18 protein-coding genes are annotated in these 23,320 nt (G+C 72.1%); 9 read left to right on the top strand and 9 right to left on the bottom strand.

What is annotated here, in order from left to right:
• Positions 1-192: 192 nt before the first annotated feature.
• Positions 193-1,422 carry a S8 family peptidase gene (locus BV907_RS14685; protein ID WP_077490491.1) on the top strand — a complete coding sequence of 410 codons (1,230 nt, stop codon included), beginning with the start codon at positions 193-195 and terminating at the stop codon, positions 1,420-1,422.
• Between the two features lie 123 nt (positions 1,423-1,545).
• Here BV907_RS14685 and BV907_RS14680 read toward each other — a convergent pair whose 3' ends face one another.
• The 4 genes from BV907_RS14680 to BV907_RS18505 form a co-directional block, all read right to left on the bottom strand.
• Positions 1,546-3,366, bottom strand: coding sequence for a tyrosine-protein kinase domain-containing protein (locus BV907_RS14680; RefSeq protein ID WP_245828006.1), 1,821 nt, complete (start codon positions 3,364-3,366; stop codon positions 1,546-1,548).
• Positions 3,367-3,439: 73 nt separating this feature from the next.
• The gene (locus BV907_RS14675; RefSeq protein WP_077490490.1) at positions 3,440-4,015 is read right to left on the bottom strand and encodes an arsenate-mycothiol transferase ArsC; all 576 of its coding nucleotides are present in this window, start codon (positions 4,013-4,015) and stop codon (positions 3,440-3,442) included.
• 109 nt (positions 4,016-4,124) lie between these two features.
• On the bottom strand, positions 4,125-4,709 hold the full coding sequence (locus BV907_RS14670) for a peptidase (protein WP_077490489.1): 585 nt from the start codon (positions 4,707-4,709) through the stop codon (positions 4,125-4,127).
• 243 nt (positions 4,710-4,952) lie between these two features.
• On the bottom strand, positions 4,953-6,818 hold the full coding sequence (locus BV907_RS18505) for a DUF4012 domain-containing protein (RefSeq protein WP_139346803.1): 1,866 nt from the start codon (positions 6,816-6,818) through the stop codon (positions 4,953-4,955).
• Positions 6,819-7,018: 200 nt separating this feature from the next.
• Here BV907_RS18505 and BV907_RS14660 point away from each other — a divergent pair, with 200 nt between their 5' ends.
• From BV907_RS14660 to BV907_RS14645, 4 genes are all read left to right on the top strand, one after another.
• Complete coding sequence (locus BV907_RS14660; RefSeq protein WP_077490488.1) at positions 7,019-9,220, top strand: S9 family peptidase; 2,202 nt, start codon at positions 7,019-7,021, stop codon at positions 9,218-9,220.
• A gap of 43 nt (positions 9,221-9,263) precedes the next feature.
• Positions 9,264-10,112 (top strand): alpha/beta fold hydrolase, encoded by an 849-nt coding sequence (locus tag BV907_RS14655; protein WP_077490487.1) that lies wholly within the window; start codon positions 9,264-9,266, stop codon positions 10,110-10,112.
• On the top strand, positions 10,105-10,668 hold the full coding sequence (locus tag BV907_RS14650) for a TetR/AcrR family transcriptional regulator (protein ID WP_077490486.1): 564 nt from the start codon (positions 10,105-10,107) through the stop codon (positions 10,666-10,668). The genes BV907_RS14655 and BV907_RS14650 overlap by 8 nt, the downstream gene beginning before the upstream one ends.
• A gap of 78 nt (positions 10,669-10,746) precedes the next feature.
• Positions 10,747-11,208, top strand: coding sequence for an ester cyclase (locus BV907_RS14645; protein ID WP_077490485.1), 462 nt, complete (start codon positions 10,747-10,749; stop codon positions 11,206-11,208).
• A 19-nt stretch (positions 11,209-11,227) separates the two neighbouring features.
• On the opposite strand, the gene BV907_RS14640 is transcribed toward BV907_RS14645, so the two are convergent.
• Both BV907_RS14640 and pta read right to left on the bottom strand, forming a co-directional pair.
• Positions 11,228-12,427, bottom strand: coding sequence for an acetate/propionate family kinase (locus BV907_RS14640; protein WP_077490484.1), 1,200 nt, complete (start codon positions 12,425-12,427; stop codon positions 11,228-11,230).
• A gap of 9 nt (positions 12,428-12,436) precedes the next feature.
• Positions 12,437-14,560: a phosphate acetyltransferase gene (gene pta / locus BV907_RS14635; RefSeq protein WP_077490483.1), complete on the bottom strand. Its 2,124-nt coding sequence runs from the start codon at positions 14,558-14,560 to the stop codon at positions 12,437-12,439.
• Positions 14,561-14,714: 154 nt separating this feature from the next.
• Here pta and BV907_RS14630 point away from each other — a divergent pair, with 154 nt between their 5' ends.
• The 4 genes from BV907_RS14630 (at position 14,715) to BV907_RS14615 (ending at position 18,613) form a co-directional block, all read left to right on the top strand.
• The gene (locus BV907_RS14630) at positions 14,715-15,179 is read left to right on the top strand and encodes a hotdog fold thioesterase (RefSeq protein WP_077490482.1); all 465 of its coding nucleotides are present in this window, start codon (positions 14,715-14,717) and stop codon (positions 15,177-15,179) included.
• A 144-nt stretch (positions 15,180-15,323) separates the two neighbouring features.
• On the top strand, positions 15,324-16,595 hold the full coding sequence (paaK, locus tag BV907_RS14625; protein ID WP_425441646.1) for a phenylacetate--CoA ligase PaaK: 1,272 nt from the start codon (positions 15,324-15,326) through the stop codon (positions 16,593-16,595).
• Between the two features lie 10 nt (positions 16,596-16,605).
• Positions 16,606-17,220, top strand: a complete 615-nt coding sequence (locus BV907_RS14620) for a TetR/AcrR family transcriptional regulator (protein WP_077490480.1) — start codon at positions 16,606-16,608, stop codon at positions 17,218-17,220.
• Between the two features lie 148 nt (positions 17,221-17,368).
• A complete protein-coding gene (locus BV907_RS14615) occupies positions 17,369-18,613 on the top strand; it encodes a PQQ-dependent sugar dehydrogenase (protein WP_245828005.1) in 1,245 nt (414 codons plus the stop codon).
• Between the two features lie 217 nt (positions 18,614-18,830).
• Here BV907_RS14615 and BV907_RS14610 read toward each other — a convergent pair whose 3' ends face one another.
• Genes BV907_RS14610 through BV907_RS14600 form a run of 3 tightly spaced genes read right to left on the bottom strand, consistent with a single transcriptional unit; the run spans position 18,831 to position 22,943 of the window.
• Positions 18,831-20,036 (bottom strand): mannitol-1-phosphate 5-dehydrogenase, encoded by a 1,206-nt coding sequence (locus tag BV907_RS14610; RefSeq protein WP_077490479.1) that lies wholly within the window; start codon positions 20,034-20,036, stop codon positions 18,831-18,833.
• Positions 20,033-22,051: a PTS mannitol transporter subunit IICBA gene (locus tag BV907_RS14605; protein ID WP_077490478.1), complete on the bottom strand. Its 2,019-nt coding sequence runs from the start codon at positions 22,049-22,051 to the stop codon at positions 20,033-20,035. Before BV907_RS14605 ends, BV907_RS14610 begins: the two co-directional genes overlap by 4 nt.
• Positions 22,052-22,103: 52 nt before the next feature.
• Complete coding sequence (locus tag BV907_RS14600; RefSeq protein ID WP_077490477.1) at positions 22,104-22,943, bottom strand: TetR/AcrR family transcriptional regulator; 840 nt, start codon at positions 22,941-22,943, stop codon at positions 22,104-22,106.
• Positions 22,944-23,320 lie beyond the last annotated feature (377 nt).

Here is a 23,320-nt window from a genome sequence, read left to right as displayed (position 1 = left end):
GACCGTTCGTTCAGAATATGCGACGCCACGGTGCCGGTCAAGCGCGCCGACCCTCCCGGCAGAAACCGCAGCGCGATACATTGACCGGGCCGCCGCCCCGGGACTAGGCTTTTATTACATTTGATGGACTAATCCGGGGAACCGCTCCCGGCTCGCATCCATCGAGAGGCACCGACTCCTGTGAGGCCCGCCATGACTGATCCTTCTCCTTCACCCGCATCCCGTCTGGTCATCCTCCGCGCGCCCGGCATCCGGGCCACGCGGGATCCCTTCGACGGCCCCCGCGCCCGCGGGCTCGGCGCCGACGACGAGGCCCGCGAGGCCGCCGCCTCCGCGGTCCTCGAGACGGAGGAGGACCCCTCCCCCGCGACCCTCAGCGCCCTGCGCAACGACCCCACGGTCCTGGGCATCGCCCGGGCCATGCCGCTCAGGCTCGTCGACCCGCTCGAGGCCGAGGAGGCCGAGGCGGCCGCCACGACGTGGGGCGTCAAGGCCGTCGGCGCGGACACCTCGCCCTTCACGGGCGCCGGCGTCACCGTCTGCGTCCTCGACACCGGGATCGACGCCGACCACCCGGCCTTCGCAGGCATGGAGCTGACCACGAAGGACTTCACCGGCGCCGGGAGCGCCGAGGATGACCACGGCCACGGCACGCACTGCGCGGGCACGATCTTCGGCCGCGACCTCAACGGGGAGCGGATCGGCGTCGCGCGCGGCGTGCAGAAGGCGCTCATCGGCAAGGTCCTGGGCGGCCCGAGCGGCGGCGGGAGCGACACGCTCGCGAGCGCGATGCTCTGGGCCGCGGACAACGGCGCCAACGTCATCTCGATGTCGCTCGGCATCGACTTCCCGGGCTGGGTCGAGGAGCTCGTGAAGGTCAACCGGCTGCCGATCCCGGCGGCGACGTCGATCGCCCTCGAGGACTACCGCGCGAACATCCGGCTCTTCGAGCAGGTGGCGAACCTGCTCAACGCCCGGGCGTCGGTTGCCCAGACGACGCTTGTCATCGCGGCGGCCGGAAACGAGAGCGAGCGCGGCGGCAGCCCCGCCTACGAGATCAACGTGGCCCCGCCGGCCGCGGCCTATGGCGTCGTCTCTGTCGCGGCGCTGGCCCTGGGCAACGGGGCCGGGCTCACGGTCGCGCCCTTCTCCAACACGCTCGCCACCGTCTCGGGTCCGGGCGTGGGGGTCAAGAGCGCGTGGCTCGCGGGCGGGACGAAGACGATCAGCGGCACGAGCATGGCGACCCCGCACGTCGCGGGCGTGACGGCCCTGTGGGCGGAGAAGCTCATGGCCCAGGGTCCGCTGAGCCCTGTCCTGCTCCAGTCCAAGCTCGTCGCGTCCGGGACGCACAGCCCGCTCGCCTCTGGGACCGATCCGGTCGATGTCGGGTCGGGGATCGTCCAGGCGCCGCAGTCCTAGGCCGAACGCCGGCTCCAAGAGGCATCGCACGGCAGACGAAAAGAGGCCCCCGGGACGCTCGATGAGCGTCCCGGGGCCCTCCTCTGGCCGCGGCGGCTTCCCTGCGCCGCCCGGCGACGGGTCCTAGGAGTCGTAGCCGGGGCCTGCGGAACGGCGTCCGCGGTAGTTGTCCCGGACCTTGGCGGGCAGCCAGATGGGATCCTCGTCCTCCATCCGGCCGCCGTCGTCGGCGCGGTCGACGGGGACGGGAGCGGGGTACGGCGGCCACCCGGCGGCGTCGCGCGGGCGGGTGTCCTCGGACGCCTCGTCGTAGGAGCTCGCGTAGTCGTAGGGCTCGTCGTCGTAGGTGGCGTGGCCGTGGACCGGGGCCCCGTGCTGCCCGGCGGCGAAGGCGGGCTCCGGGTAGGCGCCGACGCCCGCGTCCGGCAGGGCTGACCCGGCCTCGACAGGCGTGGCCGCCGGCGTCTGCTCCGCCGCGCCGCGGGACGCGCGGCCCTTGCCACCCGAGCCCGCGGTGTCGTGACCCACGGTGTCGTGACCCTGCGGGTCGGTGCCGTACGTGCCGTAGTAGCCGTACGTGTAGGACTCGGGGCCCTTCGTGGGCACGCAGTTGAGCACGACGCCGAGCACGGACCCGCGGACCTTCTCGAGGTTGCCGAGGGCGCGGCCGAGGCTGTCCGTCGTCGTCTGCCCCGCCCGGGTGACCACGAGCGTGCCGTGCACGGCGCGGGAGAGGACCGCCGCGTCCGTGACGGGAAGCAGCGGAGGGGCGTCGACGAGGACGAAGGCGTCCTGCGCGAGCCGCTCGAGCAGCGAGCGCATGGCCCGCGAGCCCAGGAGTTCGGACGGGTTCGGCGGGATGCGGCCGGCGCCGAGGACCTGGAGGGTGGGCGAGCCGGACCAGGCCTGGAGGACGTCGTCGACGTCGGCCCGTCCCGCGAGGACGTCGCTCAGGCCGACGCCGGGGACGACGTCGAAGATCGTGTGGATCGTGGGGCGCCGCAGGTCGCAGTCGACGACGACGACGTTCTCGCCCGCGGCGACCATCGTCGCCGCGAGGTTGGACACGACGGCCGACTTTCCCTCGGAGGGCACCGAGCTCGTCACGAGGAGGATGCGCGGGGGGTTGTCGACGTCGATGAAGTGCAGGTTCGTGCGCAGCTCGCGGAACGCCTCGTTGATGGCGCGGCTGCCGTTCTGCCCGTCGAGGACCTTCGCGTTGGCGTCGAGGCTGTGGTCGACGGGCAGGGTTCCCACGACCGGCAGGCCGAAGAGCTGCTCGATCTCGGCCGCGTTGCGGATCCGGCGGTCCACGTGGTGCCGGATCATCGCGTAGGCCAGGCCCAGCAGGAGCCCGCCGCCGACGCCGATGCCGAGCGTGAGGCGCACGTTCGGGGAGACCGGCTCCTCCGGCAGGACGGCCCGGCCGAGCGTCACGACGCGCACGGGCGGCAGGTCCGCCGCGCCGGCCGACTGCTCGATCTCGCGGACCTGATCGGACAGCGCCGTGATCCACGCGTCCGCGACGCGCTGGGCCTCGGACGGGTCCGTCGACTTCGCGGTGACCCGGATCTCGGTCGTGTCCTGCGGGACCGTCACCGACACGGCCCCGACGAGCTCCTGTGCGGTGCGGTTCAGGCCGAGGTCTCGGGCCACACGGTCCGCGACGAGGGCCGACTCGGCCACCGACTTGTAGTTCTTGGCGCGCGACTTCGCGAGGTTGTCGCCGGCCAGCGAGAGACTCAGGTTGTCGCCGCCGACAGTGATGACGACGCCGCTGGACTCCGCCGCGTAGACGCGCGGCTGCATGAGGTACCAGCCGAAGGCAAGGGCCGTTGTGAGCGCGGTGATGGCCACGATTCCCCGCCAGTAGCGGCGAGCGACCCTCAGGTAGTCGCTCAGCGTCAGATCCTGCGCGCCCCGCTGCTCATTCTCATACTCCACGTACGGTTTCCTCCCCATAGACCGCCAGCGCGCATACGTTTCGAAAGTCTACCGGAGGCAGCCCCGGCGGACGTCAGACGAGGGCCTGGACGTGCTTCATCACCACTGCGAGTGCCGGGACCATCTGCTCGGCCATGAGCCGGTAATCCTCCGGCCCCCCGCCATACGGGTCCACGACGTCGTCGTCCGGGCCCGACGCCCGCCGCCCGGCCGACAGGGCTGCCGCCACGCCGCGCCACGCGGCCCTCAGGCCGCCCTCCGCAGGCCCCGGCAGGCCGGGCGTCGACTCGAGCAGCCGAGCAAGCTCCCGCAGCAGGAACGTGCGCTTGAGCGCCGCCGGCGCGACGTCCAGCACCTGGGCCCGGTGCTGGGCCGTCATGGTCAGGACGACGTCCGCCTCCTTCACCATGCCGGCGGTCAGCTGGCGTGCGCTGAAACCGTCGAAGCTCAGCCCGGAGCTCTCCTCGAGGCCCCTCACCGACGGGTGGGCGGGGTGCCCGGCGAGGGCCCTCGTCCCCGCGCTCGCCACAACCGCCTGGCCGGGCGCCAACGCGTCGAAGGCATGCTGGAGCCAGCGCTCCGCGAACGGCGAGCGGCAGATGTTGCCAGTGCAGACGACCAGGAGCGACAGGGGTGGGGTGGGATTCACCGGCCCACCCTAGCAGTCGGCCGGGGCCGTCCCGGCGCGGGGGCAGCAAAGCGGGGCAAGTGCTCGCGCACCTGCCCCGCCATGTCCAGCTGTTCGGATGGAGACCGGCTCAGGGCCGGGTGGCAGCGCTGCTGCGGCGGCGTGCGACGACGACCGCGGCCGCACCGGCAGCCACGGCGCCCGCGCCCACGAGGGACCAGCCCACGAGGGCCGGATCCATGCCGGTGTTGGCGAGGCCGCCGGTCGCGGCGCCACCGCCGGTGTTGGCGAGGCCGCCGCCGGCCACGGTAACCGTAGCGCTGACAGTCCTGCCGGAGGTGGCCCCCGTCGCGGTGAGCAGGTAGGTGCCGGGCTCGTTGATCGTGATGGTGATCGCAAAGGTGCCGTCGGCATTGGCGGTGGTGGACAGGGCCTGGGTCTCGGCCAGGACGATGACGCCGGACGGGACGCTGAGCGCGGCACCCGCGGCACCACCGGCGGCGGCCGGGCCGCCGGTCGGGACGACGCTGACGTTGACGGTCTCACCCGGCAGGAAGCCCTCACCCGAGAACACGAACGGCTCGCCTGGGGCGACGGTGCCGTCGGAGACGGCGGCGGACGGAGACGGGGCCGGGTACGTGGTGGCGGCGGCCGGGGCGGCCCCGGCGAGTGCGATGGAACCGGCCAGGGCAAGTGCTGCGTAGATCTTCTTCATGGTCAAGTCCCCCTCAAGACTTTGTTGTCGAAGCCCTCATGGACCGCGGCCGTCGACGGAGACTTCGGCACACACACCCGATGGATCCCGCGATGACACCCGAGGTGCCCGAAAGGCACTTTCCGGACACTAGCACGGTGAGGGGAAAACCCAAAAGCGCACAAATAATCAGTCAATAAACTTAACAGGTGGCCAAGAAACATGCTCGACGCCGGCATTTTCACGGACGTTCATTCACTGCCGTCATTTTCCGCCTGAGGCCCTGCAGCCCTGCCCGGAAAAGGGCCTCACAACCTGCGCCTTGGGCTGCACGCCAGGCGTCACGTCGAGCATGAGCGGCGCCTCGGGGATGCGGCTGAAGACGAACTCGAGGGACGCCTTCTGCCCCGGAGACAGCCGGACGACGGAGGTAGCCAGAGGCCGCCCGGCGTGCACGTCGGCGTGGAGGCCGGACTGCCTGCCGTCGATGCGCAGGCCCTCGACGGCGGCCCTCTTCGGCCCGTAGGCGATGACGTTCGTCTGGACGCTCCCCGGCGGGATCCCGAATGCGCCATTTCCTGTCACATATCGCGGAAGGGCTGTCGCGGCGTCCGCTGGGGCGGTGTTTTCCACAGTGATTCGCATCACAGCCCGCGTCCCCTCCGGGGTGCATTCCGTGACAAGCTCTACCGTCCGGCGGACGTAGTAGTCCATCTTCGCGCCGGTGCCGTCGTTGAAGTACGCGCCGAAGCGGGCCTCGTCTGCCCCCGGCCGGTCGATCGCGCCGCCGACGTCCCATCCGGCCACGGTGGCCTGCTCCTCGGGCCGCGAGGAGTAGAAGAAGAGCCTGCCGTCCTCGACGACCGCGGTGACGGCGCGCGCGAGGGCCACGGGGTCGCCGTCGGCCGCTGAGAAGGACGCGAAGATCTCCCGCGCGACGGCCGCGAAGTAGACGTCCTGCAGCTTCGGCTCCTCGATCCGGTAGACGTCGGAGAGCAGCGTGCGGGTCGCGTTCTCCGCCGTGAGTGTCGCGGGCAGGCCCGCCGCGCGAAACGGCGCGAACTCGCGTCCCTCGAGCTCGACGGGGCCCAGCGCTCCGAGCAGACGCGCGAGGGCCACGGGATCCAGGGAGACGACACCGTCGACGTGCTTCCCGCCCTCGCGCTCCCACATCGCCGCGGCCGTGGCCCCCGCCGTCGGGAAGTCAGGGGTGAGGTTCACGTCCTGCATGTAGCGCCCGAGGCGCGTGCTGTAGATGCGCTGCTGGACGGGGTCGACGGGGATGCGCGGCAGGAAGGAGCCGAGGCCGCTGGCCGAGCCCTGCTTCCCGAGCGTCATCGCGCCGCGGTCGAGCGTGACCTCCACAAGGGCGCCCGGGATGCCGCCGGAGGCGCGGGCCTCCGCATTGTTCTGGACGAGCACGAGGTACGTCCGCGGACCGTCCGCCCCGAGCAGGCCCGGGGCCATGCGGGCTGCGGCCTCCCCGGTGTCGAGGAGCCCGCGCAGCCGCGCGACGTCGTCGTGCGCCGAGCGCACAGGGCCGGCGAGCTGCGGCACGATCGCGGAGGTGTCCACCGCCCCGAGGAGCCCCTCGGCGGAACGCACGGCCTCCGCGGCGGCCTCGACCTTGGGCACCGCCTGGGCCAGCGGCGCGAGGTCCTTCGGCTCCCGCCCGGGCAGGACGGCGCCGGGGTCCACGGTCGAGGCGACCTCGAGCAGCAGGGGCAGCGCCTTGGACGCGAGGGTGTCCGCCGCCTGGGCCGCCGCGGTCCCCGCGCGGAGGTTCGGCCCGATCCACGGGAGGCCCGCCGCGAGATCCCACAGCGGCCCGGAGGCCGCGGCGCGCGCGCCGCTTGCGCGCTCGCGCAGCTCGCCGAGCGTGCCCTGGGCCTCGGGGATGCGGCGCTCGGCGAGTTCGGACTCGAGGCGGGGGGCGAGTTCGGCGGCGCGCAGCAGGTCCGAGCGCAGCCACAGCGCCTGGGCGGCCAGGACGCCGCACGCAGCGAGGACCAGTCCCGCGGCGCCGAGCCACCACCAGCGGGCGCGGCCTGCCCTGCGGGGGTTCCGTTCCGCGCGGCGGGCACGCAGCTCCCCGCCGGCGCGGCGCATCGGCGCCTGGGTTTCCGCCATGGGCCGCACTCCTTCCCGCGGGGGCTTCGGCCACGTGGCCCCCTCACGCCGTCCCGTCGATGCTATCGGCGCACGGAGGCATCGCCCCAATGCGACCCCGCCACGCTCAACCCCGCATCGCAACACGCTGTTAAGTGCTCCGGATTCCAGCGTGTTGCGATGCGGGGTTGCAAGGGGGGCCGCGGGGCTAGGGTTGGGCCATGACGGATACGACCCCGCAGCCGCCCTCCGCCCGCAAGGTTCCGCACGCCCGCACGCACCACGGGGACGCCTTCGTGGACAGCTACGAGTGGCTGCGGGACAAGGAGAGCCCGGAGGTGGTCGCGTTCCTGAGGGCCGAGAATGCCTACACCGAGGCCGTGACCGCGGACCAGCAGCCGATCCGCGACGCCATCTTCGACGAGATCAAGCGGCGCACCCAGGAGACGGACCTCTCCGTACCGAGCCGCAAGGACGACTGGTGGTACTACTCGCGCACCGTCGAGGGCCAGCAGTACCCGATCTACTGCCGCGTCGCAGCCGCGGACACCGGCGACCCCTCCGCGGACTGGACCCCGCCCGCCGTCGAGCCCGGCGTCCCCGTCCCGGGCGAGCACGTCCTCCTCGACGGCAACGCCGAGGCAGAGGGGCACCCATTCTTCAGCGTGGGCACCGCCGCCGTGACGCGGGACGGCCACCTGTACGCCTACGCCGTCGACACGTCCGGCGACGAGACCTTCACGCTGCGGGTCAAGGACCTCCGCACCGGCGAGCTCCTCCCCGAGGTGATCGAGAACGTCTTCTACGGTCTCGAGTTCGACCCGGAGGGGCGCCGCCTGTTCTACATGGTCGCGGACGAGGCCTGGCGCCCCTACCAGGTGCGCATGCACGTCCTCGGCACGCCGGTCGAGCAGGACGAGCTGCTCTTCCAGGAGGACGACGTCGCGCAATGGACCGGGATCGACACCTCGCCGGACCGGCGCTGGCTGCACGTCGGAATCGGCAACTCGGAATACTCGGAGTCCCGCTACCTCGACCTCGCGGACCCGGGCGCGCGGCTCCAGGTGCTGATCGGGCGCGAGGAGCGCGTCCTCTACTCCCCCGAGTTCTTCGAGCACGACGGCGCCACCCAGGTCCTGCTCACGCACAACCGGGGCGCGGCGCCGGACCACCCAGACAGCAAGGCCGTGAACAACATGGTCTCGCTCGCCCCGCTCGCCGAGTTCGCGAAGCCGCTCGCCGAGCAGCGCTGGGCCGAGGTCGTCCCGCACGACGACGCCGTCAAGGTCGAGGGCGCATCCGTCACCGCGACGCACGTGCTCCTTTCCCTGCGCCGCGACACGATCGAGACCGTCCGCTTCGCCGCCCGCGACGACGTGGTGCGGTCCGCCGCCGCGGGGACCACGCCGTCGTTCGCGGAGCCGGCGTTCGGCGAGGAGCTCTACACGGCCGGCGCGGGCGCCTCCGACTACCTCTCCCCCGTCGCCCGCCTGAGCTACACCTCCTACGTCACTCCCCCGCGCGTCTACGACTACGTCCTCGCGACGGGCGAGCTGCTCCTGCGCAAGGAGACGCCCGTCCTGGGCGGGTACGACCCCGCGGACTACGTCGCCGAGCGCGCGTGGGCCACGGCCGACGACGGCACCCGGGTGCCGCTGTCGATCCTGCGCCGCGCGTCGGCCGCCCCGGACGGAACGAACCCCGCCCTCGTCTACGGCTACGGCTCCTACGAGATCAGCATGGACCCGGGCTTCTCGATCCCCCGCCTGAGCCTGTTGGACCGCGGGATCGTCATGGCCATCGCGCACGTGCGCGGCGGCGGAGAGCTGGGCCGGCGCTGGTATGAGGAGGGCAAGAAGCTCGCCAAGAAGAACACGTTCACCGACTTCGTCGCGGCAACGGACTGGCTCGTCGCCTCGGGCTGGGCAGACCCGGCGCGGATCGCGTGCATGGGCGGCTCGGCCGGCGGGCTCCTCGTCGGCGCCGTGCTCAACCTCGCGCCGGAGAAGTACGCGGCCGCCGTGGCGCAGGTGCCCTTCGTGGACACCCTGACCACCGTCCTCGACCCCGAGCTGCCGCTCTCCGCCCTCGAGTGGGAGGAATGGGGCAACCCCCTCGAGGATCCCGAGGTCTACGCCTACATGAAGTCCTACTCGCCGTACGAGAACGTCCGGCCCGCCGCCTACCCGAAGGTCGCCGCAGTGACGAGCTTCAACGACACTCGCGTGCTCTACGTCGAGCCGGCCAAGTGGGTCCAGGCGCTGCGCGGGGCGACCACGGGCGGGCAGCCGGTGGTGCTCAAGACCGAGATGGATGCTGGGCATGGCGGTGCCTCGGGCCGGTACGAGGCGTGGCGGGAGCGCGCGTGGGACTACGCGTTCATCGCCGACGCCCTCGGCGCGAGAGACCTTCCGGACACGTGACCGGGGCTGGCGTCGCAAAACTAATGCTATTAGTCTTATGGCTATGAGCAATAGCAATCTTCAGGATGCTGCCCGCTTCGGCATGGCGCGACCGCGCCACCTCTCCCGGCCCGAGGGGCGGGTCGCCTACGAGCTCCACGGTGAGGGCCCCCTCGTCGTCTGCGTGCCGGGGATGGGCGATCTCCGCCTGGCCTACCGGTTCCTCGCCGCCGACCTGGCCCGGGCCGGCTTCTCGGTAGCGGTCATGGACCTGCGCGGGCACGGCGACAGCGACGCGGGCTTCACCGAGTACGGCGACGTCCCCACGGGTGGCGACATGCTGGCCCTGCTCCGGGAGCTGGGCAGGCCCGCGGTGCTCGTGGGCAGCTCGATGGGCGCGGGCGCGGCCGTCTGGGCCGCGGCCGAGGCCCCCGAGCTGGTCCGCGGGCTCGTCCTGATCGGCCCGTTCGTCCGCAACCCTCCCATCGGCCGACTGACGACGGCCCTGTTCCGTCTGGCCTTCGTTCGCCCGTGGGGCCCCCTCGTCCTCAAGCGCTACGTCGCGACCCTGTACCCGGGCCGGAAGCCGGAAGGCTTCGCGGAGCATCTCGCCGCCGTCGTGCGCAGCGCCCGACGGCGGCACTACTGGCGCGCCTTCACCGCGACCACGCGGACGTCGCATGCCGAGGCCGAGGCCAGGCTGGGCCAGGTCCGGTCTCCAGCGCTCGTCGTCATGGGCGAGCGGGACCCGGACTTCCCGGACCCGCGGGCGGAGGCGGAGCACGTCGCCGCCCGGCTTGGCGGCCGCGCCGTGATGGTCCCCCGGGCCGGTCACTACCCCCACGCGGAGTACGCCGAGCTCGTCTCCCCCGAGATCGTAGGCTTCCTCCGGGAGGTCGACGCCGATGCCTAGGGTGGGCCTGGACCGCAGCCGGGTGGTGGCGGCCGCGGCGTCCCTGGCCGACGGGCGCGGACTGGCGCAGCTGAGCCTCGCCGCGGTGGCCCAGGAGCTCGGCGTCAAGACGCCCAGCCTCTACAACCACGTCGCGGGCCTCGACGCGCTGCAGCACGAGGTCTGCCTGCTGGCGCTCGAGGAGCTCACCGCACGTCTCTCCGCCGCCGCCGTCGGGCGCTCGGGGGCCGAGGCGCTGCAGGCCCTCGGGTCCGCCTACCGCGCCTACGCCCTTGAGCACCCCGGCCGGTACGCCGCCACCCTCCGCAGCCCCGATGCCCAGGACGAGGTGCTCGCCGACGTCGCCGGACGGGTGCTGACCGTGGTCACGGACGCCCTGCGCGGCTACGGCCTCGCGGGCGACGACGAGGTGGACGCCGTGCGCGCACTCCGGGCCGCGCTGCACGGCTGGGTGAGCCTGGAGCAGGCCGGCGGCTTCGGCCTCCCCCGCGACGTCGAGCAGAGCTTCCACCGGATGCTGGACAGGCTCGACACGTCGCTCCGCCGCGCCGGATGAATGCCTCTGACGAAGCGTTGACCGGGCTCCGGGCCGGATCGACCATGGTCCTGTCCCACCGCTTGGAAGGAGCTCGCCATGACCACCTCGACCGAGGGAACAGGAGCTGACGCCGCAGGAAGGACGTCGCTGGAACAGCTCGTCCGCGACCAGCTGTCTGCCTTCAACTCCCATGACGCGACCGGGTTCACCGCGTTCTACGCGGACGACGCCGTCGTCGTCGATCCCCAGTATCCGGAACCGCTGCGCGGGCGTGCAGCCATCGAGGAGGACGTCGCCGCCTTCTTCACAGCGATGCCCGACCTGCGCGCCACGGTGACCAACGTGCTGACTGCCGGTGAGAGCGTTGCCGCCGAAATGGATGTGACGGGAACCCAGACCGGGCCGCTCGCGCTGCCCGACGGCGAGCTGCCGGCCACCGGGCGACGCATCGACCAGAAGTTCGCCTCCTTCAGCCGCGTCGACGCCCAGGGACGGATCGCCGAGGAACATCGCTACTACGACCTGGCGGCCATCCAGGCCCAGCTCGGGCAGGAGTAGGCCGGTCCGCCCGGCGGCGTCATGCTGACCCGACGGGCTGAGATCCGGCTGAAGCCCGCTCGACCACGGTGGCCGTGGCCTCCGCGATGGCCCGCTCCTCGTCCGTGGGGACGACGAGGAGCGGGATGGCGGACCCGGGCGCGGAGATGACCCGCGGCTCCTTCGAGCGCTCGGCGTTCAGGGCGTCGTCGAGCTCCACGCCGAGCGCTCCGAGCCGCTCGGCCACGAGGGCACGGAACGCCCCCGAGTTCTCGCCGATCCCGGCCGTGAAGACCACCGCGTGCGCCCCGCCGACCGCCACGTGGTACGCCCCGACGTACTTCGCCAGGCGATAGGACGCGACCGCGAGCGCGGTCCGCGCCGCCTCGTCCCCGGACTCGGCGGCCTCGACCACCGAGCGCATGTCGTTGCTTCCCGCGAGCGCCTTGAGCCCCGACTCGCGGTTCAGCAGCGCGTCGATCTCGTCCGGGTTCATCCCCTGCCGGCCGAGGAAGACCAGGATGGACGGGTCGATGTCCCCGGACCGCGTGCCCATCACGAGGCCCTCGAGCGGGGTGAAGCCCATCGAGGTGTCCACCGACTTCCCGCCCTGGATCGCCGTCGCGGAGGCGCCGTTGCCGAGGTGGAGGATGACGCCGTCGAACTCCTCCTCGGGGATGCCCAGCAGCTGGGCCGCCCGGTGCGCGACGTACTGGTGCGAGGTGCCATGGAAGCCGTAGCGGCGGATCCCGTGGCGGCTGTAGAGCCAGTCCGGCACGGCGTAGCGCCAGGCGTGCTCGGGGATGCTGCGGTGGAAGGCGGTGTCGAACACGGCGACCTGAGGCATCGTCGGCCATTTCTCGGCGATCGCCCGGATCCCGAGGACGTTGGCGGGGTTGTGCAGCGGAGCGAGCGGGTTGAGCCGTTCGATCGCGCGGGTGATCTCGTGGTCCACGAGCACCGGCTCGGCGAAGCGCTCGCCGCCGTGGACCACGCGGTGCCCGACGGCGTCGACCGTGCGGTCGCCGAGGACCTCGTGCAGGCGGGCGTCGACGAGCTCGAGGGCCTCGGCATGGTCGCGCGGGCCGATCGGCTCGCCGTCGCCCCCTCCCCCGTTGCCGACGCCGATCCGCTCGATGAGCCCCTCGGCGAGCACGCCTGCCTCGTGCTCGTGCGCGGAGACGTCGCGCACCTGGTACTTGAGGGACGACGAGCCGGAGTTGATGACGAGGACGAGCATGAGGGCCTCCTAGTTCTGCGGGGCGGTCTGCGGGGCGAGGGCCGCGGCGGTCTGCGCAGTGGGCACGCTCTGCGCCTGGATCGCGGTGATCGCGACGGTGTTGACGATGTCCTCGACCGTGCACCCGCGGGAGAGGTCGTTCACCGGCCGCCGGAGCCCCTGCAGGACGGGGCCGACGGCGACCGCGCCCGAGGACTGCTGGACCGCCTTGTACGTGTTGTTGCCCGTGTTGAGGTCCGGGAAGATGAACACGGTCGCCTGCCCAGCGACGTCCGAGCCCGGCAGCTTCGAGGCCGCGATGGTGGGCTCGACGGCGGCGTCGTACTGGATCGGGCCCTCGACGGCGAGCCCGGGCCGGCGCCGCCGCACCTCCTCGGTCGCCGCGCGCACCTTGTCGACGGCGGCGCCCGAGCCCGATCCGCCGGTCGAGTAGCTGAGCATCGCAACGCGCGGCGTGACGCCGAACTGCGCCGCGGTTTCGGCCGAGGCGAGGGCGATGTCGGCGAGCTGCCCGGCGTCGGGATCGGGGACGACGGCGCAGTCGCCGTAGACGAGCACGCGGTCCGCCATGAGCATGAGGAACACCGAGGAGACGATCTTCACGCCGGGCACCGTCTTGACGAACTCGAGCGCGGGCCGGATGGTGTGCGCCGTCGTGTGCGCGGCGCCGGAGACCATGCCGTCGACGAGGCCGAGCTGGACCATCATGGTCCCGAAGTAGCTCACGTCCAGCATGACCTCGAGGGCCTTGGCCAGGTCGACGCCCCGGTGCGCGCGCAGCCGCGCGTACTCCTCGGCGAAGCGGGCGCGGAGCTCGGAGGCCGCGGGGTCGACGACGGCAATGCCCTCGAGGGAGACTCCGTTGGACGCGGCGAGCTCGCGGACGTCGCGCTCGGGGCCCAGGAGAGTCAGGTCGCACACGTCCCGGCGGGCGAGGATCTCTGCGGCCCGCAGGATCCGCACGTCCGTGCCCTCGGGGAGCACAATCCGCTTGCGCTCGGCGCGGGCTCGGCCGATGAGCTCGTGCAGGAAGCGCAGCGGTGTCATCGTGACCGGCCGGGGCAGCTCGAGCCGCTCGACGAGCTCGGCGTCGTCGACGTGGCGCGCCCACGCGCCGAGCGCCGAGGCGACCTTGCGGCGGTGGCCCGTCCAGATCTCGCTCCGGACCTCGGCGACGGCGCGCGCCGCGTTGTAGGTGTCGTCCGGGTAGGCGAAGACCGGGAACGGCGCCTGGGCCAGGAGCGAGAGGACGTGCGCGTCCGGCGCGAGCCCGCCCGTGAGGACCATGGCGGCGGGGACCGGGAACTCGGGCGAGAACGTCGAGGCGAGGGCGCCGACCATGACGTCGGGCCGGTCGCCCGGCACGATCACGAGGTCGCCGTCGGCGAGCGCGCCGATGAAGTTCGCGACGCTCATCGCCGCGACCTTCACGCCCCGCACCTCGCGCTCCATGTCGGCGCTCCCGGCGATCTGCCGCAGCGCGAGGCCCGCGGAGACCTCGCCCGTCGTCGGTCGGGAGATCTCGGGCAGCTCGGGCAGGACGTACACGGGCCGGTGCGAGGCGCCAGGGCGGATGCCGTCCGCGATCTCGCCGAGCCGGCCGGCGTCGGCCCGGTTGACCATCATGGCGAGCACGGAGCACCGCGCGGCGGCGAGCTCCTTGCGGGCGACGTCGACGGCGTCGGCGATCTCCTCGGGCGTGCGGTCGCGCCCGCTCACCACGGCGACGACGGGGCACGCGAGGTGGTTCGCGAGCCGGGCATTGAGGGCGAACTCGACGGCGGAGTCGTGGCCCGTGAGGTCGGTCCCCTCGACCACGACGACGTCGCACCGCGCCGCGATCTCGGCGAAGATCTCGACGCAGCGGGCATCGATCTCCTCGCGCTGGCCGGCGGCGAGGAGCTGGCGGACTTCGCGCGCCGTGAGGCCGCCCCGGCACACGTCTGGCTCGAGGCCGAACCGCGTGGCCATGAGCGCGACCATGGGGTCCCGCGCGGCGTCGTCGCCGAGGACGACCGGCCTGAAGAAGCCGATCCGGCCGGTGTGGCGGTGGAGCGCCTCGGCCACGCCCAGGGCCACGAGCGACTTGCCCGAGCCGGGCGTGGTAGCGCTGACGTAGATGCCTCGTGCCATGGGTCCATCCTTCCAGCTGGGCTGCCTCCCGCCATGCCCCGCGACGGCTTCTGGAGGTGTTTTCAGCCACGGGCGGGCTGCTGTGCTCCTTGACACATCCGGCCCGATGAGATTACCTAATGAACGTTCGGTAAAAATTGCGAGAGGCCCACCCATGAGCGACGCTGCTCCCGCCCACACGCTGGCGCACCCGATCCTGACGGACGACTACGCAACCGAGTGGATGGGCCTGAGGGTCCTCGACCTCGGCGAGGGCACCGCCACCGTGGCGACGACGCTGCGGCGCGAGATGCTCAACGGCTTCGGCATCGCCCACGGCGGGATGCTCTTCGCGATCGCCGACTCCGCCTTCGCCCTGGCGTGCAACCCGCACAGCCCCGACGAGGACCAGGCCTCGAGCATCACCGTCGCCGCCGGCGTCGACGTCAACTTCCTCGCCCCCGCGCACGAGGGCGAGCGGATCACCGCCGTCGCCGCCCGCCGCGCCCACGCCGGACGGAGCGGCATCTACGACGTCCAGGTCTTCGCCTGCCCCGACGGCCACCCGCACACCCCCGCGGAGCCCGGCCGGCTCGTGGCCGAGTTCCGCGGACGCTCCCGCACGATCCCCCGGCGCTGAGCGCCCCCGCAATGCCCCTTCCCGCCCACTCCACCCCGCCCCTGCCCCGCCCGATCCAGAAGTGAGCAAGCCGTGACTCAGACAGCACCTGCCCCCGAGGCCTCGAACGCCCCGGCCCCCGCGGTCCTCGACGCCGAGGAGACCATGTCGCGGGACCAGATCGAGTCCCTCCAGCTGACCCGCCTCCAGGAGACCCTCGCCTACGCCTACGAGCGCGTCCCGCTCTACCAGCGCAAGTTCGACGAGGCCGGCGTCCGCCCCGAGGACCTCAAGCAGGTCGGCGACCTCGCTCGGTTCCCCTTCACCACCAAGGAGGACCTGCGGGCCGAGTATCCCTTCGGCATGTTCGCCGTGCCCATGTCCGAGGTGGCCCGCGTGCACGCGAGCTCCGGCACGACCGGCCGGCCCACCGTGGTCGGCTACACGAAGGAGGACCTCGACACGTGGGCCACGCTCGTGGCCCGGTGCCTCCGCGCCTCGGGCGTCCGCCCCGGGATGAAGGTGCACAACGCCTACGGCTACGGCCTCTTCACGGGAGGCCTCGGCGCGCACGGCGGCGCCGAGAAGCTGGGCTGCACGGTCATCCCGATGTCCGGCGGCCAGACCGAGAAGCAGATCCAGCTCATCGAGGACTTCGCCCCGGACGCGATCCTGTGCACGCCGACCTACCTGCTCACCATCGGCGACGCGATGCTGCACCGCGGGCTCGATCCGCGCGCGACCTCGCTCAAGTACGCCGTGCTCGGCGCCGAGCCGTGGACCCAGGAGATGCGCCACGAGCTCGAGGAGATGTTCGGCATCAAGGCGTGCGACATCTACGGCCTCTCCGAGGTCATGGGCCCCGGCGTCGCGGGCGAGGCCGTCGAGACCCAGGACGGCTCGCACATCTGGGAGGACCACTTCCGCCCCGAGATCCTCGACCCGTTCGACCTGAGCCGGACGCTCGGCGACGGCGAGCAGGGCGAGCTCGTCTTCACGTCCCTCACGAAGAAGGCGCTGCCGATCATCCGCTACCGGACCAAGGACCTCACGGCCCTCCTGCCGGGCACGGCCCGGCCGGGGCACCGCCGGATGGGCCGCATCTCGGGGCGCACCGACGACATGATCATCCTGCGCGGCGTGAACCTCTTCCCGTCGCAGATCGAGGAGATCGCCCTGCGGATCCCCGAGCTCAGCCCCCACTTCCAGCTCGAGCTCACGCGCCCGGCGGGGCGCCGGATGGACGAGCTCACGGTCAAGATCGAGCCGCGCGAGGGCACGACGCCCGAGCAGCGCCGGCACGCGGGGGCCACGCTCAAGCAGCAGATCAAGATCCACATCGGCTCCTCGTGCCACATCGACGTCGTCGAGCCCGGCGCGCTCGAGCGCTCGAGCGGCAAGCTGCGCCGGATCTACGATCGGCGCAACGAGGCCTAGGCTGTACACCATGCCCAGTTCCACGACCGCTTCCCCCGCTGGCCGCCGGGGCCGCCCCGGCTACGACCAGCAGTCCGTGCTCAACATCGCCGTCGAGGTGTTCAACCGGCACGGCTACGACGCGACGAGCATGGGGATCCTCGCGGAGAACCTGGGCATCTCGAAGTCGGCGATCTACCACCACGTGCCGTCCAAGGAGGACCTGCTCGCGCTCGCGCTCGAGCAGGCCCTCGGCGGCCTCGAGTCCGTCTGGGAGGCTCCGGCCTCCCAGACGGGCACGGCCGAGGAGCGGCTCGAGTTCGTGGTCCGCTCGACCGTGCGGGTCCTGACGGAGAAGCTGCCCTTCGTCACCCTCCTGCTGCGCCTGCGCGGCAACACCGAGACGGAGCGGGCCGCGCTCGAACGCCGCCGCGGCTTCGACCGCAAGGTCGCCGAGCTCATCGGGCAGGCCCGCGAGGAGGGGACGGTGCGCAGCGACATCGACCCGCGCACGGCGTCCCGCCTGCTCTTCGGCACGATCAACTCGATCGTCGAGTGGTACCGCCCCGGCGGCTCCCTCTCCGCCGAGAAGCTGGCCGACGACGTCGTGGCCGTGCTCTTCGACGGGCTGCACACCCGCAGCTGACCGGAGGACGGGCTACGGGCTCCGATCCGCTGGCCGGGGGCTCCGGCCGGAGCCCGCCGTTGGTCCGGCCCGCCCTTGGTTTCCGGCCCACCGACCACTAGACTTCTTGGCGTGACCTGCATCTCAATGGCGCGATGCAGGTTTTCTCATGCCTTCCTTCAGGCAGGGGGTGCATGCGGTGGCCGGGTCCGACATGGGTAGGCCCCGCGCGGGCCGTCCCGAGCCCGGCCGCCGGGCGGCCCTCGCCCTCGCGGCGTGCGGCGCCCTCGCCGCGCTCGGCGCGTGCACGCCGTCGCCCGCGCCCCGGCCGGACGGCTCAGCCACCGTAGGCCCGGCGCCCACAGGAGCGGCACCCACCGACGGCGGGCCCACGGGCGCCCCGACCGGAGCGACCGGCCTCCCGCGCGTCGTCGGGACCGTCGCCGAGGGGCTCGACACCCCGTGGTCGATCGCGTTCCTGCCGGGCGGCTCGGCCCTCGTGACCGAGCGCGGAACGGGCCGCGTCCTCGAGGTGCCGGCCGGCGGCGGCGAGCAGCGCGAGGTGCACCGGATCGCGATCCGCACCGGCACGAGCGAGGGCGGGCTGCTCGGGATCGAGCTCGCCCCCTCCTTCGCGTCCGACGGCACGGTCTTCGTCTACTACTCCGCCGAACGCTCCAACCGCGTCGTCGCGCTGCGCTGGGACGGCGCGCGGCTCGGCGGGGAGCGCGTCCTCGTGGACGGCATCCCGCAGGCCACGATCCACAACGGCGGGCGGCTCAAGGTGGGCCCGGACGGGCTGCTGTACATCGCCACGGGGGACGCGACGCGGCGCGCCTCGGCCCAGGACCGGGACAGCCTCGGGGGCAAGATCCTGCGCGTCGCCCCGGACGGCTCGCCTGCGCCGGGCAATCCGTTCGGCAACCGCACGTACTCCTATGGGCACCGCAACGTCCAGGGCCTCGCCTGGGATTCGCTCGGGCGCTTCTGGGCGAGCGAGTTCGGGCCCGAGCGCGACGACGAGCTCAACCTGATCTCCCCGGGCCGGCAGTACGGCTGGCCGGAGGTGACCGGCGCCCGCGTGAGCAACGGCAGCGTACCGGCCGCGCACGTGTGGCCCAGCCCGGCGGACGCCTCGCCGAGCGCACTCGCGATCCTCCACGACGTCGCATACGTCGTGTGCCTGCGCGGGCAGCGGCTCTGGCGCGTCCCGCTGCCGGGCCCCGGGTTCGCGCCCGACGGCGGCGGGCAGCTGGCCGGGGCGAGCGAGCACTTCCGCCGCGAGTACGGCCGGCTGCGCGACGTCGTCGTGGTGCCCGACACCGCGCGCGCGGCGGGGGCGGGCGGCGAGCTGTGGATCGCGACGAACGAGGGCGACCGCTCGAGGATCCTCGCCGTAGCCCTCGCCCTCTGATCCGCACCCTCCCTCCGATGCGGGGTCACCTCCCAACCATGCGGGGTCACCTCCCAACGTTGCGGGGTCACCTTCCTAGGATCCGAGGCCTATGACCGGACATTGACGCCGGAACCTAGTAGACATGACCCCGCATCCTAGGGACGTGACCCCGGATCCTAGGGACGTGACCCCAGATCCCTGAGACATGACCCCGCATCCCTGGCCCTGGGGGTGGTCAGGCGGGGCGGACCGCCCTCGCCTGGCGGGCCCTGGCCACGATCCGCACGACGTCGTCGTGCAGCGGGTGCCCCGGCGCGAGGCCCGTGAGCTCCTCGGCGAGCTGCGCGTCCGTCGCATCCCCGGCGAGGAGGGCCTGCAGGCGCGCGGCCTCGTCGTCGCCGGCCGCGTCGAATGCGAGCGCCGCGCCCATGGCCTCGAGCAGCGCCGAGGCGCCGAGGCCCCGCTCCGCGAGCTCCGCGGCCGGGCCCACAAAGCGCTCATGCCGGCTGAGCTTGCGCAGCGGCGCCCGGCCCACGCGCTCGACCGTGTCCGGAAGCTCGGGATTGGCGAAGCGGCCCAGGATCTTGCGCACGTACGCCTCCTGCTCCTCGGGGGCGAAGCCGTACTTCGCGACGAGCAGCGCCTTGGTCTCCTGCAGGACGGCCTCGACTTTGGACCTGATCTCGGGGTCCGCGAGGGCGTCGGAGATCTTCTCCCTGCCGGCGGCCCGGCCGAAGTACGCGGCGGCGGCGTGGCCCGTGTTGACCGTGAAGAGCTTCCGCTCGATGTACGGTCCGAGCGAGTCGACCCACGTCACCCCCGGAACCTCAGGGACGGCGTCCCCGAACGGGCCCCGCTCGACGGCCCACTCGAAGTACGGCTCGACCCGCACATCGAGCCCACCGCCGGGCGGCTGGTTCGGCACGATGCGGTCCACGGCCGTGTTCGCGAAGACCGCGCGGGCGTCCACCGCGGCGTCGTCGAGGCCCTCCGCGGCAGCACAGGCGCGGATCTCGCGCTCGAGGATGTCGGTCGCGTTGATCGCGTTCTCGCACGCCATCACGGCGAGGGGGGCCGCCCCCGCCGGACGCGCGGCGAGGCCGCGGGCGATCGCGGGGGCGACGAACTTCAGGATGGTGGGCCCCACCGCCGTCGTGACGACGTCGGCGCGCGCGATCCGCTCGACGAGGCCCGCCTCGTCGGAGGCGGAGTTCACGGCCTCGTAACCCTCGACCGTGTGCTCGCCGCCGCCCTCGCCCACCTCGTGGACCGTGTACGACGGCGTGGCGTTGAGCGCGTCGATGAGCGGCGCCGCGACGTCGGCGAACACGAGCCGGTAGCCGGCGTTGTGCAGCAGGAGCCCGACGAAGCCGCGGCCGATGTTCCCCGCCCCGAAATGAACGGCCGACTTGGGCTGTGCTGACGTGGCCCGGGGGCTCATGCATTCACCTTTCCGAAAATGTCAAGCACCTCATCGACGGTCTGGGCCGCCTCGAGACGAGCGACCTGCTCCTTGTCGCCGAAGACCTTCGCGATCTTCGCGAGGATCCCGAGGTGCTCCTTGTCCTTGCCGGCGATGCCCACGACGAACGTCACGGGCTTGCCCTGCCAGTCGATCGGCTCGGCATACCGGACAAAGGTCACTGCCGACGCCTTGATGTGGGGCTTGGCCTCGTTCGTGCCGTGCGGGATCGCGAGGCCGTTCCCCATGAAGGTCGGGACGGACCGCTCGCGCTCGTGCATCGCAGCGATGTACTCGTCGTCGACGGCCCCGGTGTTCTTCAGAAGGCCGCCCGCCTCCTCGATGGCGCCGGCCATGTCCGTCGCGCTACCCGAGAGGACCACGGATTCGGGCCGAAGGACATCCTTCGTCTCCGCGTGAACGTGGGGCACCGGGACATGCGCCGCGGCGGCCTCGGCGGCGGAAACGGGCTCCGTCTTGGCCGGCACTCCTTCGAAGGGCTTTGACTCGGTCGCGGCCTGCTCGTCGAGCAGGTTCACGATCTCGTCGTACTTCGGGCTGCCCATGAAGTTGTCCACGGTGACGATCTGTGCGCTCGGCGTCTTCTCACTGGCCCGCAGGGCGAGGTCCTGATGGACAACGACCATGTCGTACGTGTCGGTGAGGTTCGCGATGGACTGGTTGGTGACCGTGACGTGCCGGTGCCCAGCAGACCGGATCTTGTTGCGCAGCACCGAGGCGCCCATCGCGCTCGAGCCCATGCCGGCGTCGCACGCGAACACGATGTTCTTCACGCCGTGGCCGGTGAGCACCGCCGTCGTGCCCGCGTCACCGCCGCCGAGGACGGTCGAGGCCATGGACTTCTTGCCCTTCATGCCTTCCATCCGCGCGGTGGCCGCGGCGAGGTCACCCTCGGCGCGGTCCTTGGCCGTGCGGAGGATGAGGGAGGCGATGAGGAAGGAGACGGTCGCGGCGAGCACGACGGCGAGGATCACCCCGACGTAGGAGTCGCGCGACGTCTGGGCCAGGACCGCGATGATCGAGCCCGGCGCTGACGGGGCCACGAGGCCCGAGTTCGTGAGGGCCAGAGTCGCAATGCCCGTCATGCCGCCGGCGATCGTGGCGAGGATGAGGATCGGCTTCATGAGCACGTACGGGAAATAGATCTCGTGGATGCCGCCGAGAAAGTGGATGATGGCCGCGCCGGGGGCGGAGGCCTTCGCGGCGCCGCGGCCGAAGAACATGTAGGCGAGGAGCAGTCCCAGGCCGGGACCCGGGTTGGCCTCGAGCAGGAAGAGGATGGACTTGCCCTGCTCGAGCGACTGCTGGGTGCCGAGCGGGGTCAGCACGCCGTGGTTGATGGCGTTGTTGAGGAAGAGCACCTTGGCCGGCTCGATGAGGAGCGAGGTCAGCGGGAGCAGGCCGTTGCTGACGAGGAACTGGACCACGTTCCCGGCGGCCGTGCTGAACGCCTGGACCAGCGGGGAGATGCCGTAGAAGCCGAGCATGGCCAGGAGGGCGCCCCAGATGCCGGCTGAGAAGTTGTTGACGAGCATCTCGAAGCCCGGGCGGATCTTCCCGTCCCAGATCGCGTCGATCTTCTTCATGGTCCACCCGCCGAGCGGGCCCATGATCATGGCTCCGATGAACATCGGGATGCCTGCGCCGACGATGACGCCCATGGTGCCGATGGCGCCGACCACGCCGCCTCGGACGTCGTAGACCATCCTGCCGCCGGTGTAGCCGATGAGCAGCGGCAGAAGGTAGGTGATCATTGGCCCGACGAGGCCCACGTTGGGGACCCCATTCGTTTCGCCGAAGCCCCCGAGCACGGGCACCGGGAGCCAGCCCTTCTCGATGAAGAGGGCCGTGACGAGGCCCCACGCGATGAACGCGCCGATGTTGGGCATGATCATGCCCGAGAGGAAGGTGCCGAACTTCTGCACTCCGGCCCTGGCCGTGTGCAGGCGTGACGGCGCTGCTGTGGTCGACATGGTTTCTCCTGCTTGTTTCTGGCGGAGGCAGCGTGCGGCTGCGAAAGGGGGGTCAGCTCCCCTGGTGGGGATCGCGCGTCTCGCCGAGGGGCGACGACGTCGTGGAGAGCCGGTGGAGCCATTCCAGGAAGAGCTTCATCTCGGTGCCCGAGAGCTGGTCCGGGTGCGAGGACTCGAGCGTGGCGTTGAGGGCGATGGCCGCGGCGACGTAGCTGGGCGGCCCGGCCTTCCCCGCCGGCGCTCCGGCAGTGGGGGCATCGAGGATGCCGGGGTCGGTGAGGATCGAACGCAGGACGGCGTCCCGCGTCTGGGCCGAGAGCTGGCTCTCGGCCACCGGTTCGGTGCCCGCCGCGGCCGCGGGGGCGTCGGCGATGAGCATGAGCGTCACGCCGATGGTGGCGGCGAGGATGGCCCGCGCCGCCTCGACGGGCGGCACGGCGAGCTGCCCCGCCGCGGCGAGCCTGACGAGCTCGATCTCGAGGAGCTTCTCCGCCTCCGTCACGACGACGGGGCGGCGGCTCGGGCCGCTGCTGCCGAACATGAGCATGTACAGCTGCGCATGGGTCACGCCGAACTGCACATGCACGTCCCAGAGCCTCTTGACGTCCTCGATGGGGACGCCCGAGCGCTCGACGCTGACCTCACGCTCGACGAACTCCTCGAATCCCCGGGCAATGACGGCCTCCATGAGCCCGTCCTTGTCCCCGAAGTGGTGGTAGAGCGTCGGGGCCGTGACGCCCGCGAGGTCGGTGATCTGCCGCGTGGAGACGGCTGCCCCTCCCGAGGCGGCCACGAGCTCCATGGCCGCCTGGATGAGGCGCTCACGGGGCGAGGCGCGCCGCGTCTCGTCCCCGGTGGCGCCGTCGCTGGCGCCAGTCCCTGATTCACGCATGGCCGCTAGCGTAATGGATATAGCAACGCTATACAAGAGCCGATAGTGAACTGCGTCACTGGGCCCGCCGCTGTGCATCGCCGCCTCCAGGATCTGTGACACGGATCACGACAGGGTCTTGTATAGCGGCGCTATAGCCGCTAGGGTAACGCGACAGTTACCTGCGTCTCACGTCTCCGGAGGCGCCCGCGGCCCCTTCGGCCCTCCCGAAAGGAATCCTCATGCAGCAGTTTCATGGTGTCGGTGTGACCCCGGGGCGTGTTCTGGGGCCGGTGCGGCAGATGCCGGCCCCGGTCTCGGAGCCCCCGGCCGGTGCGGGGACGGGCGAGGACGCCCTGGCGGGGGCGGAGCGGATCCGGGCCGCGGCCAAGGCCGTC

The sequence above is a fragment of the Sinomonas mesophila genome, assembly GCF_001999765.1.
In the GTDB taxonomy this organism is placed as follows: Bacteria; Actinomycetota; Actinomycetes; order Actinomycetales; family Micrococcaceae; genus Sinomonas; species Sinomonas mesophila.
This window is presented reverse-complemented; position numbering and strand designations above follow the sequence as displayed.

Excerpts from the sequence above, each read along its gene's own strand:
- BV907_RS14685 (WP_077490491.1), top strand. The coding sequence starts at position 193 with ATGACTGATCCTTCTCCTTCACCCGCATCCCGTCTGGTCATCCTCCGC.
- BV907_RS14670 (WP_077490489.1), bottom strand. The coding sequence starts at position 4,709 with ATGAAGAAGATCTACGCAGCACTTGCCCTGGCCGGTTCCATCGCACTC.
- BV907_RS18505 (WP_139346803.1), bottom strand. The coding sequence starts at position 6,818 with ATGGCGGAAACCCAGGCGCCGATGCGCCGCGCCGGCGGGGAGCTGCGT.
- BV907_RS14660 (WP_077490488.1), top strand. The coding sequence starts at position 7,019 with ATGACGGATACGACCCCGCAGCCGCCCTCCGCCCGCAAGGTTCCGCAC.
- BV907_RS14655 (WP_077490487.1), top strand. The coding sequence starts at position 9,264 with ATGAGCAATAGCAATCTTCAGGATGCTGCCCGCTTCGGCATGGCGCGA.
- BV907_RS14650 (WP_077490486.1), top strand. The coding sequence starts at position 10,105 with ATGCCTAGGGTGGGCCTGGACCGCAGCCGGGTGGTGGCGGCCGCGGCG.
- BV907_RS14645 (WP_077490485.1), top strand. The coding sequence starts at position 10,747 with ATGACCACCTCGACCGAGGGAACAGGAGCTGACGCCGCAGGAAGGACG.
- BV907_RS14640 (WP_077490484.1), bottom strand. The coding sequence starts at position 12,427 with ATGCTCGTCCTCGTCATCAACTCCGGCTCGTCGTCCCTCAAGTACCAG.
- pta (WP_077490483.1), bottom strand. The coding sequence starts at position 14,560 with ATGGCACGAGGCATCTACGTCAGCGCTACCACGCCCGGCTCGGGCAAG.
- BV907_RS14630 (WP_077490482.1), top strand. The coding sequence starts at position 14,715 with ATGAGCGACGCTGCTCCCGCCCACACGCTGGCGCACCCGATCCTGACG.
- paaK (WP_425441646.1), top strand. The coding sequence starts at position 15,324 with ATGTCGCGGGACCAGATCGAGTCCCTCCAGCTGACCCGCCTCCAGGAG.
- BV907_RS14620 (WP_077490480.1), top strand. The coding sequence starts at position 16,606 with ATGCCCAGTTCCACGACCGCTTCCCCCGCTGGCCGCCGGGGCCGCCCC.
- BV907_RS14615 (WP_245828005.1), top strand. The coding sequence starts at position 17,369 with ATGCCTTCCTTCAGGCAGGGGGTGCATGCGGTGGCCGGGTCCGACATG.
- BV907_RS14610 (WP_077490479.1), bottom strand. The coding sequence starts at position 20,036 with ATGAGCCCCCGGGCCACGTCAGCACAGCCCAAGTCGGCCGTTCATTTC.
- BV907_RS14605 (WP_077490478.1), bottom strand. The coding sequence starts at position 22,051 with ATGTCGACCACAGCAGCGCCGTCACGCCTGCACACGGCCAGGGCCGGA.
- BV907_RS14600 (WP_077490477.1), bottom strand. The coding sequence starts at position 22,943 with ATGCGTGAATCAGGGACTGGCGCCAGCGACGGCGCCACCGGGGACGAG.